The 18,604-nt window shown below is 63.4% G+C and carries 13 protein-coding genes; 3 read left to right on the forward strand and 10 right to left on the reverse strand.

Annotated elements, in window-relative coordinates; translation table 11 throughout:
• Window positions 1–81 precede the first annotated feature (81 nt).
• A complete protein-coding gene (locus tag C8D95_RS05595) occupies window positions 82–2,886 on the forward strand; it encodes a virulence-associated E family protein (RefSeq protein ID WP_164721689.1) in 2,805 nt (934 codons plus the stop codon).
• 160 nt (window positions 2,887–3,046) lie between these two features.
• On the opposite strand, the gene C8D95_RS21690 is transcribed toward C8D95_RS05595, so the two are convergent.
• The gene (locus tag C8D95_RS21690) at window positions 3,047–3,364 is read right to left on the reverse strand and encodes a hypothetical protein (protein WP_146202981.1); all 318 of its coding nucleotides are present in this window, start codon (window positions 3,362–3,364) and stop codon (window positions 3,047–3,049) included.
• Window positions 3,365–3,545: 181 nt separating this feature from the next.
• Between C8D95_RS21690 and C8D95_RS05600 the strand changes: the two genes are divergently transcribed.
• Window positions 3,546–3,968 carry an SLOG family protein gene (locus tag C8D95_RS05600; protein WP_109758186.1) on the forward strand — a complete coding sequence of 141 codons (423 nt, stop codon included), beginning with the start codon at window positions 3,546–3,548 and terminating at the stop codon, window positions 3,966–3,968.
• Window positions 3,969–4,917: 949 nt separating this feature from the next.
• Here the strand turns inward: C8D95_RS05600 and C8D95_RS05605 are convergent.
• From C8D95_RS05605 to C8D95_RS05645, 9 genes are all read right to left on the reverse strand, one after another.
• Complete coding sequence (locus tag C8D95_RS05605; protein ID WP_109758187.1) at window positions 4,918–6,378, reverse strand: aldehyde dehydrogenase family protein; 1,461 nt, start codon at window positions 6,376–6,378, stop codon at window positions 4,918–4,920.
• Window positions 6,375–8,609: a GMC family oxidoreductase gene (locus C8D95_RS05610; protein WP_109758188.1), complete on the reverse strand. Its 2,235-nt coding sequence runs from the start codon at window positions 8,607–8,609 to the stop codon at window positions 6,375–6,377. The genes C8D95_RS05605 and C8D95_RS05610 overlap by 4 nt, the downstream gene beginning before the upstream one ends.
• Window positions 8,606–9,943, reverse strand: a complete 1,338-nt coding sequence (locus tag C8D95_RS05615) for an FAD-dependent oxidoreductase (protein ID WP_109758189.1) — start codon at window positions 9,941–9,943, stop codon at window positions 8,606–8,608. Before C8D95_RS05615 ends, C8D95_RS05610 begins: the two co-directional genes overlap by 4 nt.
• 22 nt (window positions 9,944–9,965) lie before the next feature.
• The gene (locus tag C8D95_RS05620; protein ID WP_164721688.1) at window positions 9,966–11,366 is read right to left on the reverse strand and encodes an FAD-dependent oxidoreductase; all 1,401 of its coding nucleotides are present in this window, start codon (window positions 11,364–11,366) and stop codon (window positions 9,966–9,968) included.
• A 60-nt stretch (window positions 11,367–11,426) separates the two neighbouring features.
• The gene (locus C8D95_RS05625; protein WP_241239663.1) at window positions 11,427–12,401 is read right to left on the reverse strand and encodes an ABC transporter ATP-binding protein; all 975 of its coding nucleotides are present in this window, start codon (window positions 12,399–12,401) and stop codon (window positions 11,427–11,429) included.
• Window positions 12,402–12,405: 4 nt separating this feature from the next.
• Window positions 12,406–13,497 (reverse strand): ABC transporter ATP-binding protein, encoded by a 1,092-nt coding sequence (locus tag C8D95_RS05630; RefSeq protein ID WP_109758192.1) that lies wholly within the window; start codon window positions 13,495–13,497, stop codon window positions 12,406–12,408.
• Complete coding sequence (locus C8D95_RS05635) at window positions 13,494–14,366, reverse strand: ABC transporter permease (RefSeq protein WP_109758193.1); 873 nt, start codon at window positions 14,364–14,366, stop codon at window positions 13,494–13,496. The genes C8D95_RS05630 and C8D95_RS05635 overlap by 4 nt, the downstream gene beginning before the upstream one ends.
• Window positions 14,359–15,309 carry an ABC transporter permease gene (locus C8D95_RS05640; protein ID WP_109758194.1) on the reverse strand — a complete coding sequence of 317 codons (951 nt, stop codon included), beginning with the start codon at window positions 15,307–15,309 and terminating at the stop codon, window positions 14,359–14,361. The genes C8D95_RS05635 and C8D95_RS05640 overlap by 8 nt, the downstream gene beginning before the upstream one ends.
• 74 nt (window positions 15,310–15,383) lie before the next feature.
• Window positions 15,384–17,000, reverse strand: coding sequence for an ABC transporter substrate-binding protein (locus tag C8D95_RS05645; protein ID WP_109758195.1), 1,617 nt, complete (start codon window positions 16,998–17,000; stop codon window positions 15,384–15,386).
• 195 nt (window positions 17,001–17,195) lie between these two features.
• On the opposite strand from C8D95_RS05645, the gene C8D95_RS05650 reads away from it, so the two are divergent.
• Window positions 17,196–18,422 carry a citrate synthase gene (locus C8D95_RS05650; RefSeq protein WP_126918572.1) on the forward strand — a complete coding sequence of 409 codons (1,227 nt, stop codon included), beginning with the start codon at window positions 17,196–17,198 and terminating at the stop codon, window positions 18,420–18,422.
• The last annotated feature ends 182 nt before the right edge of the window (window positions 18,423–18,604 follow it).

An 18,604-nucleotide genomic window follows, 5' to 3' on the forward strand; every position in this document is an offset into this window, starting at 1 on the left:
CGGCACAGCATTGTCGGCACTGCAAGCGCGAGCAACTGCCCGTCTCTCCAAGTAGGACTCTCCTGGATGCGAGAAGAGCCCATGTTTCCCGCCAGACAGATCCGCTTCGCGCTCGGAGATGCGACGAATCTGGGGAAAGCCAAGAACCTGTCGGAACCCCTTCAGCATTTTATGAAGCGGTTCGAGACACCTGTTCCGACCTCCGAAAAATTCCACGATTACCTGACGTTCCATGACCGGAAGCAAGCGTTCCTGAAGGGCGTAGGCGGCTGGTTCATGCCCGCGCAGACCGAGACCGGCACCCGCAACAAGCGCGGCATCCAGCCGCGCGATCTTGTCACCATGGACGTCGACTACGCGACCCCCGAGTTTCAAGAGAACCTGCTGGCCGGAAAGTTTGTGCCCGGCATTTGCCTCTTCGCCCACAGCAGCCGTCGCCACACGCCCGAGAAGCCCCGGCTCCGGGTCATGGTCATCGCCGATTCACCGATCCCGCCCGAGCAATACCCTGCCGTCTGTCGCATCCTCTCGCAGATCGTCGATCCAAACATGGAGCACATCGACAAGGTCTCCGCCCGGGTCGCCCAGATGATGTACATGCCGACCGTCTCATCGAACATGATCGAGCACTACGTCTTCTACCAGCAGCCGGGTAAGCTGTTGGACTGGAAAGGGATGGTCGCGGACTGGGAGACCATCAACGGCACCGCCGGAGACCTCTCGAACCTGCCACGCTACAAGGGCGAGCAAGAGCTGCGCGAGTCAGCCGAGAAGGCGGAAGACCCTCTCCTGAAAGACAGCCCCATCGGCACCTTCTGCCGGGCCTACTCGATCACCGAGCTTGTCGAGGGCAAGAAGGGCGAGCCGGGCATCCTCGCGGACTACTACGAGGTCGTCGACTACCACGAAGGTATGGCAACAAGGCTGACCTATATCAAGGGCACCACAACCAGCGGCGCCGTGGTCTACGACGACAAGTTCGTCTACTCGCACCATGGCTCTGATCCGGCTCAAGACCAGCTGATGAACGCCTACGATCTGGTCCGGTGCCATCTCTTCAACTCGGCCGACGACGAAGACGACACTCCGATGAAGGACCGGGAATCGGTCAAGGCCATGAACAAGTGGGCCGGGAGCCAGCCGGGCTATAACCTCCAGTCCGTCGAGGATCGCTACGACCTCAACACCATGTTCGAGGATGACGACGACCAGAGCTGGGTGCAGCAGGCGACCACGGATGAGATCGCGGCCGAGCTGCTGGGCGAGGGCTATGCCCGGGTGATGGCGGCAGAGGCCAAGGCCAAGCGGGACTTCGTCTCGGACCTGCTGGGCTCCCCTGTCGAGGACACGGCCGAAGAGTTGCCAAGATACCAGCGTCAGCAGGCGGGAAAGCCGCCGGAGAACTGGGTCGCCACCGAGCTGGAACTGGGCCAAGACGGGTCGATAAAATCCACCCTCCACAACATCGCGACCATCATCACGAATGACCCGCGATTCTTCCGCAAGATCGCCTACAACGAGTTCGCCCAGAACGTCGTCCTTTTGGCGAGCATCAAGACCAAGAGCAAGACCATCCCGCCAGTTGTCTGCTCGGACACCGAGCGCGGGATGCTCTGGGTGGACTTCTATAACCTGAGCATCCGCGCCGTGATCGAAGCGCCGAACGGCCCCGGAAAGGCGGGCTACGGGTTCAAATCATCCGACCGCGACCTCGTCGGTGGCGTGGCACTGGCCGCTCGAAACAATGCCTTTCACCCGATCAAGGAAAAGATCAGCCGATGGCGCTCGGCGGGCTGGGACGGGGTCGACCGAATCGGGACCTTCCTGCACCGCTTCGTCGGCTGCGAGCAGACAGAATACACGGCCATGGCCTTCCGGATGATGCTGATCGCCAGCATCGCCCGGATCGAGACCCCCGGGTGCAAGTTCGACTACGCCCTGATCTTCGAGGGCAAGCAGGGCATCGGGAAGTCGACGCTCATCAAGGTCATCTATGGCTCGGACTACTTCGGCGAGATCGACTGCGATCTGAGCAACAGGCGCGAGGTCGCCGAGCAGACCTCCGGCAAGTGGGCCTTGGAGCTGCCCGAGCTGTCCTCTCTCCACAAAGCCGACCACAACGCCGCGAAGCAGTTCATGCGACGGCAGGATGACGACGTCCGGGAAGCCTATGGCCGGGAGCTGACGCGCTTCCCCCGGCAGAACGTCATCTGGGGCACGACCAACGACTCCAAGTACCTCCGTGACCCCACGGGCAACCGCTCGTACTGGCCAGTCAGATGCGAGGTCAACAGCATCGACCTGCGCGGTGTGCTCGCCGAGCGCGATCAGCTCTGGGCGCAGGCCGTCCACGAGTACGACCAGATGCGACGCCAGTACAACGGCGATCTGCCCCTCACCCTGACCGGAGAGGCCCTGCGCGAGGCCAAGAGGCTTCAGGAGCGCGCCCGACAGAAAGAGATGTGGGAGAACTGGTCGGAAGCAGTCCTCGACTGGGCGACGCAGCCTGTCACCCTCGCGACGATCTTCCACGAGCAGGAGCGCGACACCGCCGAACTCATCGACCTTCCGGGCGGCCTCTCGGAGGACACGCTGGTCCAGCGTGTCGCCTTCGCTCAGGAACACGCTTTTGAAGCGGCGCTCGGTCTCCGTAAAAGTCCTTTGACGAACAACATCATGGACTCGGCATGGGAGAAGGTTGTCTCGCACCTTGTCGAGCAAGGTTTCATCCACGGCGACACCAGACCCTACGTCGGCGGAAAGAGACGTCGCTGGGTAATTTTTCCTGCCGTGACCAAGGAAGACCTGAAACGCGGCTTTACCTCTACGGGCGAGGCGGAGCCCACCCGGAATGATATGACCCCGAACCCAGAGGACCTGTTGTGAGCGCCTACGAGGCAGCCGGGAAGTCCGACGACTGGTTCACCCCGGCCCACCTCTTCGACGCCCTCGGGGAAGAGTTCGATCTGGATGTGGCCGCTGACCAGTTCAGCCCTCTTCATGGGCCTTGCGACTGTCGGATTTACCGAGACAGCCTGGAGACAGCCTAGAGACAGGCTGGCACGGCTTCATCTGGATGAACCCGCCGTTCGGGCACCAGAAGACCAAGGTCGCGTGGCTGACGAAGTTCTTCGAGCACGGCAATGGGATCGCCTCGTGCCGACAGGACCTCGGCCCTGTGGTGACAGGAGTTCGCGCCCCGGGCCGACCTGATCTGCTTCGTCTCGCCAAAGATTAAGATCGAGCGCCCGGACGGCTCGCCCGGCGAGAGCCCCGGGACCGGCACCGCGCTGTTGGCCGTGGGTGAGCGCGGCCGCCGCGCCCTGATCCGGGTCGTAGCCCCGCACTTCGTCGCGGGCGCCATCCTGCTCGATGGCCGGATCGGTGGGACCGTCCCCATCTTGTAGTGGGCGAGGGGGCTGACCGTCGACGACTTCCACAAGCGCGCCCTGCACAGGGGCTGGAAGGTCCAGATGCCAGACGACTTTCGCTACACCCATGCCCTCTGGTCGCTCTAGGACCGGAACGCGCCCGCCGAGGTAGTCGTGAAGGGCTACGCCGTCTGTGCCGTCTGCGGGGCAGGGGAGAGCCAGCTGATCGACGAGATGTGCTCTGCCGGGCCGCAGCAGCGCATCCAGATCTGCGGCGGCCGCGACTATAACAACTGGGACCGGGTGCAGGAGGTCATGGCCCCTTTCCGAGATCGGGACGTCTTCATCATCCAAGGCGGGGCGCGCGGCGCCGACTTTCTCGGGAAGGTCTGGGCCGTGCTGTACGCCGCCGGGCATCGTGAGTTCCGGGCCGCGTGGAAGACGCAGGGACGCTCTGCGGGGGCCCGGAGAAATACCGAGATGCTTGTTGTGGGGAAACCGACGCTCGTCATCGCCTTCCCCGGGGGCCCCGGGACCGCAGACATGATCTACCAGAGCATCGGCAAGAAAGTCCCTGTGAGGGAGATTTCCCCCTGAGAGCGATCCCCCACAGAAGGGGGGTCCGTGTGGGGGATTTGTGGGGGATCTGAGAAATCAGGTCCTCTTTTTTTGGGACGGGGTGGGACGGGCCCCCTATGCTCTGAAAGCCCTTATTTATAAGGTCCGGGACGGGGTGGGACGGCCGGGACGGGGGTCAGGGCAACTTTTGGCGTCCCGACGAAGACAGGGCTCCCCGAGGGCCCCCACAGCGATGGGGCAGGCCCCTATTCCACTTTTCGCTGGAAGCCAGCACTTAACCCTCTTACCCCCGTCCCATAGATTTGGAGTAGTATAAGTAGTTGAAAATAAAGGGGGAAATGCTGGGACGGCCCCCCCGTCCCACCCCCGTCCCACCCCGTCCCATTTCTCAGGGATGCTGTGGGGAATTTCTGGGGGAGGTATGCTGGGTGTAGGAAGCCGAGGGTCATTGTGGGGGAGCTGTGGGGGAAATCCCCAGAAATAGGTCTGTCATGCTGACATATCCGAAAAATTGGCGAGATCCGGGGCTCAGCGCAACCCCCGGAGGCCCCCACCCATTAGGAAGGACCCAAGCGACCTGCTCGCAACGCTGTTTTTCTGCTCACTGGCAGAGATGGGTGCTACCTTCCGGGCCTGCGACATGCCGAAAGCGAACGACACTGACGGCCGGCATCATGGAACTGTTTGCACGGCAGGAGCGAGAGCCGATCACTGGCGAATTGAGGAAGCACTAGAGCTGTAAAAGCCCGCGATGCGGCCGGGCGAGAAGTGGCAGGCCTTGAACGTCCGAAGCCTCTTTGACCGGTTCCGACATATTGGTCGTTTCCGGTCCCGGCTGGGTTGTTAGCGAGCACCATCTTGGAGCGGATTGCTTTCGTGCCCGCCGAATGGGCATGGGCACGCGCAGACATCCGCTACGGCGTCACCAGGTTCGTCAAAGAACTATCACGCCGCTCCGGACGTTACCCTATTCCGAGAATGTGACAGTTGTGCACTTGGTAGATAGGTAAGCCTGTAGGCCGCGCAGTCCTTTCTCGCGCCCGAAACCGCTGTCCTTGCGTCCCCCCACCGGGGTTTCCACACCGCCGGCAAGATAGCCATTCACGAAAACCTGGCTGACGTTCAACGCGCGAGCGAAAGCCAGGGCGCGATCCATGTCGCGCGTGTAGATTCCGCCTACTAGCCCGTAGTCGCAGTCGTTCGCCAATTCGGTGGCCGCCGCAGCATCCGGCACCTCGGACACGGCGAGTACTGGGCCGAAAATCTCTCGCCTTGAGGCCTGACTGTCGGGCCTGGTTCGCAGGATGGTCGGAGGATAGAAATAGCCGGGCAAGTCGGTAACCTCGGCTGGCTTGCCTCCAAGCAGAACCGTATCGCCGTCCCTTTCAGCCTGGACCAGGGCGTCGCCAACCCGGTGGAACTGCGCCTTTGATGCCAGCGGGCCAAGGTCCGGATCATCCAATCCATGACCCAAGGTCAGTCTCTTCGCCCGCTCCACGACCTTGTCCAAAAGCGGCTCGGCCACCGGCGCTTCCACGATTAGCCGTGCCGAGGCCGCGCAGATCTGTCCAGCGTTCCAGAAAATGCCGCGCACCACGCCATCGGCGGCACGGTCTAGGTCGGCATCCCGCAGGACTACCAACGGCGACTTGCCTCCGAGCTCCAGCGTCACTGAGGCCAGGTGCTGGGAGGCCGAGGCCATCACCTTCTTGCCGGCGGCAACGGACCCGGTAAAGGTCACGTGGTCCACATCCGCATTCCCGCTTAACGCCGCGCCTGTGTCTCGCCCGCCCAGCACGATGTTGAGAACCCCATCCGGCAGCCCGGCAGCTGTGCAGATATCGGACAGGATCAGCGCGCTTAGGGGTGTCGTTTCGGCCGGCTTGGCGACCACGGTGCAGCCTGCCGCCAGTGCGGGGGCCAGCCCGCGCGCCAGCATGGCCAAGGGCGCGTTCCACGGCACGATCTGCGCGTTTACGCCCACGGGTTCCAGTTCTGTCCAGGCAAGCATTCCCTGCCCCAAGGGGATCGTCTCGCCCTCGATCTTGTCTGCGACGCCGGCGTAGTACTCAAAGAAGCGCGCCGCGGTCCGCACGTCGCCCCGCGCCTGTTTCAACGGCTTGCCCATGCAAAGGGTCTCTATCGCGGCAATTCGGTCCTCGTTAGCCGCGATGGCCCGGCTGATCGCCGTCAGCAGCCGTCCCCGCTCGACCGGCTTAGTAGCGCGCCACTGACCGTTCAGTGCGGCGCGGGCCACCGCGACGGCCTCGTCGATCCAATCTTGGCCGCCATCCGGCGATCCGGTCAGCCGCGCAACACGCGCGGGATCGGCCAGTTCCAGCCGCTCCTCTCCCGGCACGGTCTGGCCGCCGATACGGTGACCGACGATCACCGAACCGAGATGATCCAGTGACGTGTGCAGCTTCATGTGAGCCTCCTGGCAAGGTTCTGGCTGGCCATCCGGCAAAGCGCCCAGATCGTCAGCGTGGGGTTCACCGCGTGGCAGGAGGGAAACACCGCGCCTCCCATAACGTACAGGCCGGGTGTGTCGTGCACCTCGAGATCAGGTGAAACGACTGTGACGTCGGGATCCTCGCCCATCCGGCAGCCGCCGAGATCATGGCAGCTTCCGATCCCGGTAAAGACAGGACCGGGCCAGACACGCGCTGCCCCCAAGCCGCGATGCAGATCCTCAGCCTCGAAGATCATGCGCTGGTACAGGCGGTTCTCGTGACCACGGATGCGGTAGGTGGCCCGGACCACCGGAAGCCCAAGCCCGCTCGTGTCGTGACGCAGCGGATCCAGTGTCAGCCTGTTGTCGCGATAGGGCAGAGTGTCGGTCTGGATGCGGATGGCAAGCCGCTCGTTCCAGGCCCGCACATGTGCCTTCCATTCGGTTCCCCAATTGGGAGTATCGGGAGGCAGCGGTTCCCGCGCGATCTGGATCGGCAGCAGTTGGTTCTCGACCGATAGGGTGCCGCCCCCGGCCAGTCCCGAAGCGGCGAGGAAGTCGGAGGTCAGGAAATCCTCGATTACCAACCCCTGTGCGCCCGGCCCGGTATGGCGGTTGAACTGCTGCCCCGGGTAGCTGCCATAGACGCTGGGAAACTGCTTGGTCATGAAATGGCGTCCGAGTTGGTCGGAAGAATTGCCAAGACCATCGGGGTGCGCGCTGTCACCCGATAAGTACATTAGACGCACGTTCTCGAAGGTATAAGCCGACAGGATCACCGCGCGCGCCACCTGAATCCGTTCGCGGCCCTGCGCGTCGACAAAGTCTACGCCGCTGGCACGGCCGCTGGAGTCGGTGCGAATGCGCAGGACTCGGGCGCCCGTACGAAGGCCTAGCCCCCCGGTTGCTAGCGCCGCGGGCAGCAGGTCATCGTTGGGCATCCAGCGCGCGGCCCCCGGGCAGCCCGTGCCCTCGCCCCAGGGCGAATACTCCATGGCAGGGCGGCCGGCATAGGGCACGGTGTTCTGACCGACCGGAACCGGTTCCGGGTGCAAGCCTCGCCCTCTAGCGAACTTCTCGAAAAAGGCACCGACGGCGAACTCCCGCGCGGGCGGCATCGGCAAGCCGGTGCGGCGCGGGATGAATGGATGCGTGTCGGCGCCGGCGATCCCGACAAGCTGCTCCAGTGCCTCATAATGCGGCTCCAGCGCGTCGTAGTCCAAGGGCCAGTCAGCCACGGTGCAATCGTCGTCCAGCCCCTCGAGCCGGCCAAGGTCGGACAGGGTGGAGCGCATGCGGAACTGGTGCGGATGCATCCGCCGCAAACGCGCCCCGTAATGCACTAGCGAACCGCCGACGCCGTTGCACATGCGCCCAAGCGAGAACGGCATCGGCACGGGATCGGCGCCTTCGCCGTCGCACCATGTGGGTACCTCGGAGTTGAATTTCTCACCGAACCCCGCACGGCAGTAGTATGCATAGGTCAGTTCGTCCGGGCGCTTGCGGTCGCTTTTGCGGTGCTCCCCGGCTTCGAGGATCACCACCTTCAAACCCGCCTGCACCAACCACGGGCCGACCAGAGCTCCGACGCCGCCACCGCCCACAATCACAACGTCGGCCGCGTCGATGTTTTCTGCTGACGTCTTGGGCGGCGCTGCGCGAGGGGCGGGTTCGCCTATCACGTCCTTCAGGGACGGAATGGGCCCCTCGCCGGGATCGGTGGAGGCGCCAAGGTTGTCTTCTGCGGTGTGAGACAGCACGACGCCCGGAAAGCCGATCGATCGCCAGCCGCCGCAATCGAGGTTGCCGCCATGCACCGGATCGGCGAACAGGCCCTCGGTCAGGTGGCGCCGGAGGATTGAGAAGAACGACGTCTCGCGCTGTGCATCGATGCCGAGCTCCCCCCTCGACAGCCGTTCCAGGAGGGTCACCTGCGCATCGGCCGGCAACTCTGCGAACCTGGAGCCGTGGGCCGAAACCGCCACATGGTCAAGCGCGGCAAGGCACTCCGTGTAGGTTGACCGCGCCGCCTGCTCCGCCCCGGCCAGCGCCCGGTCGACATAGCGCACCACGCCTAGCGCAGCTCCATCTGGTCCTGCTGCATCCGCGGGCCACATCACCGCAACCGCGGCGGACAGAATTGCCGCTTCCCCGGGGCCGAGCGTCGCGTAGCCTTCGGCCGGCGTAACGTCCGGAAGTGGTGTCACGACGTCGCCTCGAGCACGCCGCCCTGATCCATCAGCCGCTTGCGCAGCGCGTGCGCGTCCAGAGATCGCAAGGAGCCGCCGCTTTCGGCGGTCATGGCAGCCGCCAGGCCGGCTGCCTGTCCCGTTGCCATGCAGGTCCCGACCGCGCGTGTATCGGCGCGCCGGCTTTGTGCGGCGGAAATCCGGCTGCCGGCAACCAGCAGGCAGTCGGTGCCGTTCACCAGCAGGCTGCCGAACGGAATGCCGAAGATCTCAGCATCCGCGACCCCGCATCCTAGTGCAATGACCGGCGCTCCGGCGTCGGTCGCGGTGTCCATCACCACATCGCCCTTCGCATAACGGCCACCCGAGAACTCTACCTGAGGTGCGACGGCGGCAAGGCCGGCTTCGCTGAACCCCGGTAGGCTCTCTCGCAGGAAGGCGATGATCGTCTCTATTTGGGCGTGCAAGCCGGTGTAGTTGTCGCTCGCAGCCTCGACGGTGCGATCTGCCGGAACCTGCACATTTGCCGCGCGGACGTAAATTTCCCGCCGCAACGCAGAGGTCGGCGCGATCTCGATTGCCTCCAAATCCGGCAGCCGGCCGCCCGGCCCCATCGCCCCCGACAGGAGCGGCGATTCGCGCGGCACCTTCAGGATCGGTACTCCTTGCTCGCGGAACTTCGACAAAGCGTCGGAGCGGTCCGAGAACCGCGTATGGCGCAGCAGAGAGAAGTTGCTCGGCGTCTCGCTAGCCCGGGCAAGCAGCGCGCCGGCGTCAATGCCGGACATGCGCATCGTCAGGTCGACCTTCCGCGTATCCGCATAGACGCCATCCTCCTGCACGGCGTTCGACAACGTCGTGAACACGTCGCCTTCAGCACTGGCGTCGATAGTCACTTTGGCGCGGATCAAGCTGCGGCCGCGCTTGTTGCGCACGATCACGCCGTGCACGCGCCCCTCATCATCCTTTACCACCTGGTCGACCGCCGTATACATCAAGACCGATACCCCGGACCCGAAAACCAGCTCGGTCAATGCCAACTTGGCCGCCTCCGGGTCCATGCAAATGACGTTCCGCCGGTCGAAATCGCAAACCACCGCGCTTCGCCCGTCGAATTTCTCGCAGCCCCTGAGCAGGTCGTCCGCGAACCCGCCCAGGATCCGCCGCCCGTCCAGCGCAATTGCACCATCGACTGGCCGACCGGTCAGCAACTCGCCGCCCAGCATCGGCGCGCCGTCCACAATAGTGACACGCGCACCATTCCGCGCGGCAGTCACCGCCGCAGAAACGCCCGCGGCGCCCCCTCCGACAACCAGAACGTCAGTATCAATATCCCAGATCGCGTTGCCCATGTCCTGACCTCTTCCTCGTTCGTTAATGTGTGCCGTCCAGAATGGCGCCCTGGTCCAGAAGTCTCTCCCTCAACCGAGACAGCGGCACCTCGCCCAGCACCGGGTGCGGGTCATTTCCGTCGCTGGCGATAGCTGCGGCGGTGCCGATGGCCTGACCCATTGCCATGCAGGTGCCCATAACTCGCGCCGAGCCATGCGCTTGTCGGTCGGCCGACAGGCAGCGCCCGGCGACGGCTACATTCTCAATCCCCTTGGGCAGCAGGCAGCCCAGCGGGATGTCATAGGACCCGCCGTCTCGGATCGGCTTGCGAACCTGATCGGTGCCCCCGCCATGGATGTCGACGTGGTGGCCGCCTTTGGCGATGCCGTCTGTGCGCTTCACCGCCGCCAGCACGTCGTCGCCGTCCAACGTCTCTTCGCCCACGATCCGCCGCGTTTCGCGTATACCGATGCGGGGGGCAATCCCGGCGAAGGCAGCGTTCTCGAAGCCCGGCACGCGCTTGCGCATGAAGCTCTGGCAATTCCAGACCTGGTCGATCAGCTGGGGCATCGTCGCGCTGAGCGCGCGGGTGTCTGTCGCGTCCACGTTGGCCACACGGGTCGTATTTAAGGCCACCTCGCGGCGGCGCATCGACACCGGCGTGACCCCGATCAGGGCCGTGGGATAAAGCTCTCCCGCCTCGATGGATTTTGCCATCAGCGGGCCGTCGGCCTTGAGGAACAGCTTGGGATAGCCCTGCTTGATCAACGCTCGCAGGCATTCCTCGCGCGTTTCCTTGATCCAGGGGTTTTCCCGCAGCGCGAGGTTTTCCTCTTCCTCCTCTGCAAATTGCATCAGGCGGTCACTGTCGACGCCTGCCATCCGGAAGACCATGGTAACAGGCTGATATGCGCCCTTGCCGTCGCCACTGAGGAATTCGGCGCCCGCGCCAACGGCGAGGTCGCCGTCCCCCGAGCAATCCAGAAATGTGCCAGCGGAAATTAGCGTGCGCCCGTTCCGGTTTAGGACAGAGATCGCTTTGACACGACCGCCATCAGTGACGACCTCGTCGACAAAGCTGTTTAGCAGGATCTTGGTCCCCGCCTTGTCCAGTTGCCTCGCGACGGCCAGTTTCATGGTCTCGGGGTCGCAGCAAACGACCCAAATAGTGCGCCAGTCAAAGAAGGCGCCGACGAAACCGTCCAGCGCTTTGCACTCTTCCAGCAGACCGTCGAGAAACCCGCCAACGATCCACTCTCCCCGCGTGTTGAGGCAGCCGTCGATAGGAATGCCGGACAACAGCTCGCCGCCCAGCATGGGCCCGGCATCGATCAGCAGCGTATCGGCGCCGTTGCTGGCGGCCGCGTGAGCCGCGGCGATCCCGGCGGCGCCGCCGCCAACGACGACCACGTCGTGGTGGCGAATTGTAAGGGCTGATGTCATGGTCGTTTGCCTCATGGTCTTGGGATGTCTGAGAAACGGGTGTAGTTGCGCACGGCAGCGCTACTCCCGCGCGAAATGACAGGCGACGTGATGGCCGAGTGCTGTCTCGGTCAGGGCTGGACGGCGCTTCTCGCATTCCGCCGGGTCGCCCAGTTCCCGGCGTAGGGCGCACCGGGAACTGAGCGGGCAGCCCGGCGGCGGATTGTCCGGGGAGGGCGGATCTCCCTCAAGAATAATACGTTTGCGGGCGCGTTCGCGCGCCGGGTCGGGAACCGGCACCGCCGATAACAGCGACCGCGTGTATGGATGCAGTGGCTTGGCGTAGATCCGGTCGCGCGGGGCCAGCTCGACGATCTGGCCCAGATACATCACCGCGATACGGTCCGAGATGTGCCTGACGACGGCAAGGTCATGAGCGATGAAAAGCATCGACAGCCCCAGCGAGGCGCGCAGGTCAGCCAGAAGGTTCATCACCTGCGCCTGGATCGATACGTCGAGCGAAGAGACGGGCTCGTCCGCCACGATCAGCGCAGGCTCAAGCGCCAGCGCCCGGCCTATGGCTACACGCTGCGCCTGCCCGCCGGATATCTGGTGCGGGAACCGGTCGGCCATGTCGTCGTGCAGGCCCACCAGCCGCATCAGATCGCGCACTCTGTCGGCCATGGCGGTCTTGTCGCGGAGGCCATGGATAACCAATGGTTCCGCCAAAATCGCACTGATCCGCATGCGCGGGTCAAGCGAGCCGCGCGGATCCTGAAACACGACCTGCATTTTCCGGCGCATGGTCCGCAGACGCTCGCCGTTCAGAGCGCCCAGGTCGGTGCCGTCCAGTTCGACCGTACCGCCGCTGCTGCGGACCAGCTGAAGGATCGCGCGGCCTACGGTTGATTTGCCCGATCCGGACTCGCCCACGAGCCCCAGCGTCTCGCCCGGCGCGATCGTGAAGCTGACACCGTCGACCGCACGCACCTCACCGAACCTGACCGCCAAGTCGGTGACTTTCAACAGCGGTTGGGCCTTCTCCTGAACCTTCAATGTGTCAGGCATTCGTCCCCGCCTTTCCCGAAGTCGGCGTGTCACTGTTCGGCGCGCGCCAGTCATGCCCGATCAGCCAACCGCCGCCCTTGACCTGTTGCGTGCCCCAGCAGCGGGCGGCATGTTCTGGTCCGCTGACGGGATTGGGTGCGAGTGGCGGCGCGGCGCGTTCACAGATTTCTCGTCCGTAGGGGCAGCGCGGGGCAAACCGACAGCCCGAAGGAGGGTCCGCCAGGCTAGGCGGCATTCCCTCTATCGGCACCATGCGCTCGACAACCGGCGCCTCCAGATCGGGCGCTGAACGCAATAGTCCCCACGTGTAGGGCATGGCAGGACGAGCGAACAGGTCATCCGTTGCTGCGGTCTCTACGATCTGGCCAGCATACATCACGTAGACGCGGTCGGTCATGCCGGCTACGACGCCCAGATCGTGGGTGATCATGATTGTGGCCAGCTGCATGCTGTCGCGTAGGGACCGGATCAGTTCCAGAACCTGAGCCTGAAGCGTCACGTCCAGCGCGGTAGTGATCTCGTCGGCAAGGATCAGTTTCGGTCGGCAAGACAACGCAATTGCAATCATAATCCGCTGCCGCATCCCACCTGAGAATTGGTGCGGGTAGCAGCGCATCCGGGTGGCGGGCGAGGGGATGCCCACCAGCTTCATCAGTTCTAGGATGCGCGCCTTCCGAGCCGTGGCGGACAGACGCTCATGCGCGTCGAGACATTCGGCGATCTGGTCGCCGACAGTCATCACCGGATCCAATGCGGTCATGGGATCCTGAAAGATCATCGCGATCTCGCGTCCGCGGATCTTCCGCATGCCTTCGTCAGAAAGTTGCAGGAGGTCTCGCCCCTCGAACAGGATGCGTCCAGGGCCGATGCGGGTATTGCGCGGATCGTGCAGCCGCAGGATCGATTTCGCCGCAGCCGACTTGCCGCACCCTGACTCTCCAACCAGACCAACCGACTCTCCGGCACCGACGCGCAGGTCAATCCCTTCGACCGCCACGATGGCGCCTTGGGCAAAGGAGGTGTGCAGATCATCCAGGTGCAAGAGCGGACGATCGGGCGAACGGGCGGGACCGGATACTGTCATGTCTTGGCACCGGACTTGGGATCCATCTGCTCGCGCAGCGCGTCCTCGAGGAGCGTAACTCCAAGGACCGTCATCAGGATGGCGAGGCCAGAGAACGCGGAGATCCAGGGAGCCAGTTCAAGGTAGTCGAACCCGGATTTCAGGATTGCGCCCCAGCTGGCGGTGGGCGGCTGCACCCCGAGCCCGAGGAAGGAGAGCACGGCCTCAATCAGGATAGCGTGTCCGACCTGCAGGGTCGCCAAAGCAATGACCGGGCCGAGGATATGCGGCAGGATGTGTCGTATAATGATGCGGGGGGCACGGGCGCCCATCGCCAACGCGGCCGTGACGAAGTCGCGCTCTCGCACCGAGAGAACTTGGCTGCGCGTAAGACGGGCGAATAGCGGCATGTCGGCGATGCCGATGGCGATAATGATCGTACTCAGACCGGGCCCGAGCGCCGCCATGATGCCCAGCGCTAGCATGACCGAGGGAAAGGCGAGGATCGCGTCCACCACGCGCATGATCGCATCGTCTAGGAACCCGCGCGAATACCCCGCAAGAAGGCCGAGCGTGACGCCGCAGAACATCGCGAAGCCGACGGCGCCGAACCCGACCATCAGCGCGACCCGACTACCGTACATCAGACGCGACAGCAGATCTCGGCCAAGGTGGTCAGTTCCAAGCCAGTGGGCCGCCGAAGGCCCTTCCAGGAAGGCATTGTAGTCCTGCTTGTTCGGATCGTATGGCGCGATAAGCCCGCAGAAGATCGCGACACCCAGGATCAGAACCACGAGCACCAGTGCGAGGATGCCAAGAGGGCTGCGCAGGCCCCGGGTCGTGCGCGGTCGCGGCACGTAGTGGGGGGTATGTGTGGACACATCAGTCATACCGGATCCTCGGGTCGAGGCGCGCGTAGACCATGTCGGTGACGAAGCTGCTTAGCAGCACGATGAATGCGAAAAGCAGCATGATCGCCTGGATCATGGTGAAGTCGCGGAAGAAGATGGAATCCACCGCCAGACGGCCCAGCCCGGGGATCGAGAATACAACCTCGAGCGCTGCCGCGCCCGCCATCACATGCCCCATCTGCAGGCCGATGATCGTGACCACCGGCAGCAGAGAATTTCGCAGACCGTGGCGCAGGATGACCTGCCGCTCGGTGATGCCCTTACTGCGGGCGGCGGTGATGAAGTCCTCGGTCAGCACGTCCAGCATTGCGGCGCGCACCTGCCTAATGATTACGCCCATCAGGCCAGAGGCCAAGGCGATGGCTGGCATGATCATCAGTCGAATAGATTCCAGCGGGTTTTCCCAGATTGGCACGTAGCCCGACGGCGGTAGCCATTTCAGCCAGACCGCGAAAAACAGCATCAGCATGATGCCAAGCCAGAATGCGGGAATTGCAATGCCCGTAAGCGCCAGGAGGGTGCCGGCCGTGTCCACCCAGGTCCGGCTGTTGACCGCTGCGACGACACCCACCGGAATCGCGACGCAGACCGCGAAGACCATGGCCATCATCGCCAACTGCATGGTTGGCCCGAGCCGCCGCAGCAGCGCTGGCCCGATGGGCTCGTTGGTGCGGAGCGAGACGCCGAAATCGCCCGTTAGCACACCGCCGACCCACTCGAAGTAGCGCACCACAAGTGGCTTGTTCAGCCCTAGCTGCTCTCGCAGGTAAGCGTACCGCTCGGGATCCAGACCACCCTCTTCGCCGAGCATGGCGGTGGCGGTGTCGCCTGGCAGCACGAAGGCGATAAAGAAAGAGATCACGCTGACGATGAACAGCACCACCAACGCGGTCAGTACGCGGCGCACGTAGAAGTTTCGCATTGCCTTTGGACCTTTTCACTTCGGACACCCGCGCACGGGTGCCCGATCAGTGTTGCCTCGGATGCGTCAGCTGGTCACTGTTCCAGCCAGACGTGATGCATCCCCAGACCGGCGGTTTGGTCCAGACCGTGCAGGTTTGCGGCGTAACCGAGTACCGTGGGAATGCGGTACGCCACTAAGTGGACAGCCTCCTCGTGCATGATCCGCTGCATCTCGCGATAGATCTCGGCGCGCTCGTCCATCGAAGTCGCCTGCGCGGCGTCCTCCCACAGCTTGTCAATCTCGGCACTAGAGAAATTAGCCCAGTTCGAAGACGACCCTGTCTTGGTCGTCTGGCGCATCAGCGGCTCGACGTCGGCCGTATTGCCGTGCGACAGCGCCTCGAAGTTGCCTGCGCGTCCGGCATCGATCCAAGGAGTGCGATCCATCAAGTTGATCGAAAGGTCAATTCCGACCTCGGCCAGCATCGCCTGCATGATCTCCAGTGGCTTCACGTCGCGTGGCCGGTTGATCACCTTGACCTCTAGCGAGATGCCGTCAGGGTAACCGGCCTCGGCCAAAAGTTCGCGCGCCTTGTCCGGGTCGTATTCGTAGCGCGGCAGACTTTCGTCATAGCCTGGAACGCCCGGATACCAGCCCCAGTGATATTCCGCCACGGCGGCGCCGAGGCCAACGACCTTAGCCATCGCCTCACGGTTGATCGCATGCTGCACCGCACGGCGTAGACGCACGTCTTGCGCGAAGGGCGTGTCGAGATCCGGGTTAGATGCCATGTAGAAACTCGGATACCCTTTGTCGGTCAGCGGCACCTCGTAAAGCTTCACATTGGGGTCATCCTTCAGCGTGAGGACGTCGGTTTCCAGCAGTTCGGCGACGTGAATGCTGCCGGCGCGCAATTCCACCGCTCCCACCGACTGGTTCGGCACGAAGCGGATGGTCAGCGCGTCGACGTATGGCAGTGGTTCGCCGTCCAGACCCTCCGCCCAGTAGGCCTCGTTCGCCACCATCTCCATTCGGTCATCGGCGCGGAACTCCACCAGCTTGAACGGCCCACTTCCCACTGGGGCACGACCGAACGCCTCGTCCCCGACTTGCTCGGCGGCAGTCGGCGAGACGAAGTAGATGTTGGCCGGGTTGGCCGATGAGAACAGGACTTCGAAAAGCGGTTGCTCCTCTGTGAAGGTCAACTTCACGGTCAGGTCGTCGACCACCTCGACACTTTCCAGGTTGGCGACCGCGTCCTTTCGCGTCGACAACTCGTGATCGCGTGCACGTTCAAGATTCCACTTGATAGCTTCCGCATTCACCGGCGTGCCGTCATGAAAGCTGACGCCCTCGCGCAGTTGAACCACGATAACACCGTCGCCCTCGCGTTCGATCGAGGCAGCAAGCCCCGGTCCGGTGGTATAGGTACCACCTTCTTCTTGCGGTGGGGTGTAGGTGAACAGTCCATCGAAGAGGTTGGGCCAGACGTACGAATTGACGGCGCTCGACAGGTGCGGGTCTAGCGAAGGTACGGCGATCCATTCGGCCTGTACGACCTCGCCGCCGCGCTGGACATCCTGGCTCCAACCGGCGATCGGAGCTGAGACAGCCATGGCCGCCAACACGGCGGAGGAGAGTATCCCTCGCGCCGAGCCACGCAGTCCGGCAAGGTTCAGCCGCCTTGCAACTATTGTCGTCATCTTCATGTTTTCCTCCCTTGGTTGGGCGTCGTTCTTTGCGCCGCCCTTTCGCTCGCGGACGTATCGGCCCCAAGCACCTTCAGAGTTGACGGCTCATCTATTCCTGTCAATAGTTGATCATAAATCAACCTTACATGAAGGCTCGTCGACCGGACCGCTGACAGCCGTCGTGCCAGACCTTGAAGGGAATGCGATTTGAAGATGGGGCTGATCTCCTCGGAAGAGGCAGCAGAACGGTTGAGCGTGAAGAGGGCGACAATCTATGCCTATGTATCGCGCGGCCTGTTGGTGCCGCGCGAGGTTAACGGGTCCAACGGCAGCATGTTTGACCCGCTCGACGTCGAAAATCTCGCCAACCGCGGACGGAAGGGCCGCAGGTCGTCACAGGGAAGCCCGATGTTTGTCTCGGCGATCTCGACGATTCACGAGGGCGAGTTCTACTATCGCGGGAAAAGTGCGACTCGGTTGGCGCTCATCAAGAGCTACGAGGAAGTGGCCGCGCTGTTGTGGGAGGTCGATCCTGCCCGGCTGACATTCCGGCCCGATATGGAAATGGTCACAACCTTGCGTCGCCAGTCCCGGGTCCTGCCGACCGACCTGCTTCCCTTCGAGCGGATGAAGATCCTGATCGACCTGGCCGCGCCGATGGACCCGATGCGCCACGATCTGAACTCCGCTTCGGTGATAAAGCGGGTCAGCACCCTGATGGCGACCATGATCGAGGCCATGCCGGTGATCGAGAGACAGGGCGGACAAGAGTATAAGCCCTCGGGTGAAGAAAGTTTCGCGCGCCGGGTCTGGTCGCGGCTGTGCCCTGAACCGCCCAGCGATGCGCTGATCCGCGCGCTGAACGCAGCGATGATCGTGACCGCCGACGCGGACGTGACCACGCCGACGACCATCGCTGCCCGAATGGCCGCGTCCGTCCATACCGACATCTATTCGGTCCTAGCGGCCGGGATGCACTGCAGTGGCGGCAAGGTGCAGTCGGCCTCCTCGCTAGCGGTCGAGGGCTATCTTGACGGGCTGAATAACGAAAAGAGCATCAATCAGTTTATCGGGGAGCGGCTGCGCGAGGGGCAGGTCCTGTCCGGCTTCGGACATCAACGTTTTCCAGACGGCGACCGCCGCACACGTCCGGTGCTCGACATCCTGACCTCGTCAGACTCCGCCACCCCGCGGAGCCAGAAGTTGGCACAGTTCCTTGCGATCCAGAAACAGCGCGGCATTGCCCCCCCCAACATTGGCTTCACCATCGCCGCGCTTGCCTACGTCGCGGGTATGTTGCGCGGCTCGGGCGACCTCATTTTTGCCCTAGCCCGCATGGCTGGCTGGACCGCTCATGCGATGGAGCAATACCAAAGCAAACATGAGCAGAACCGGCCTACCTCTCTTTATATCGGTCCGCCGCCGGAATCCGCGGAATGAAGAAGTCGAGCTTCCTTTTCGACAGGGTGAAGCATGGTATGATGATTGATAAGGAGCGGGTCGAGCCCTAGGCACCTCATTTGAGCGGGGTAGGGCGGTAATATTGCCTCCAAGAAAAAGCCGGGTAAAGCAAGCAAGACCCAGCTCCAATATGATCAGCCAGCCGTCGATGAAAAGGCGCG

Source organism: Silicimonas algicola (assembly GCF_003148765.1).
In the GTDB taxonomy this organism is placed as follows: Bacteria; Pseudomonadota; Alphaproteobacteria; order Rhodobacterales; family Rhodobacteraceae; genus Silicimonas; species Silicimonas algicola.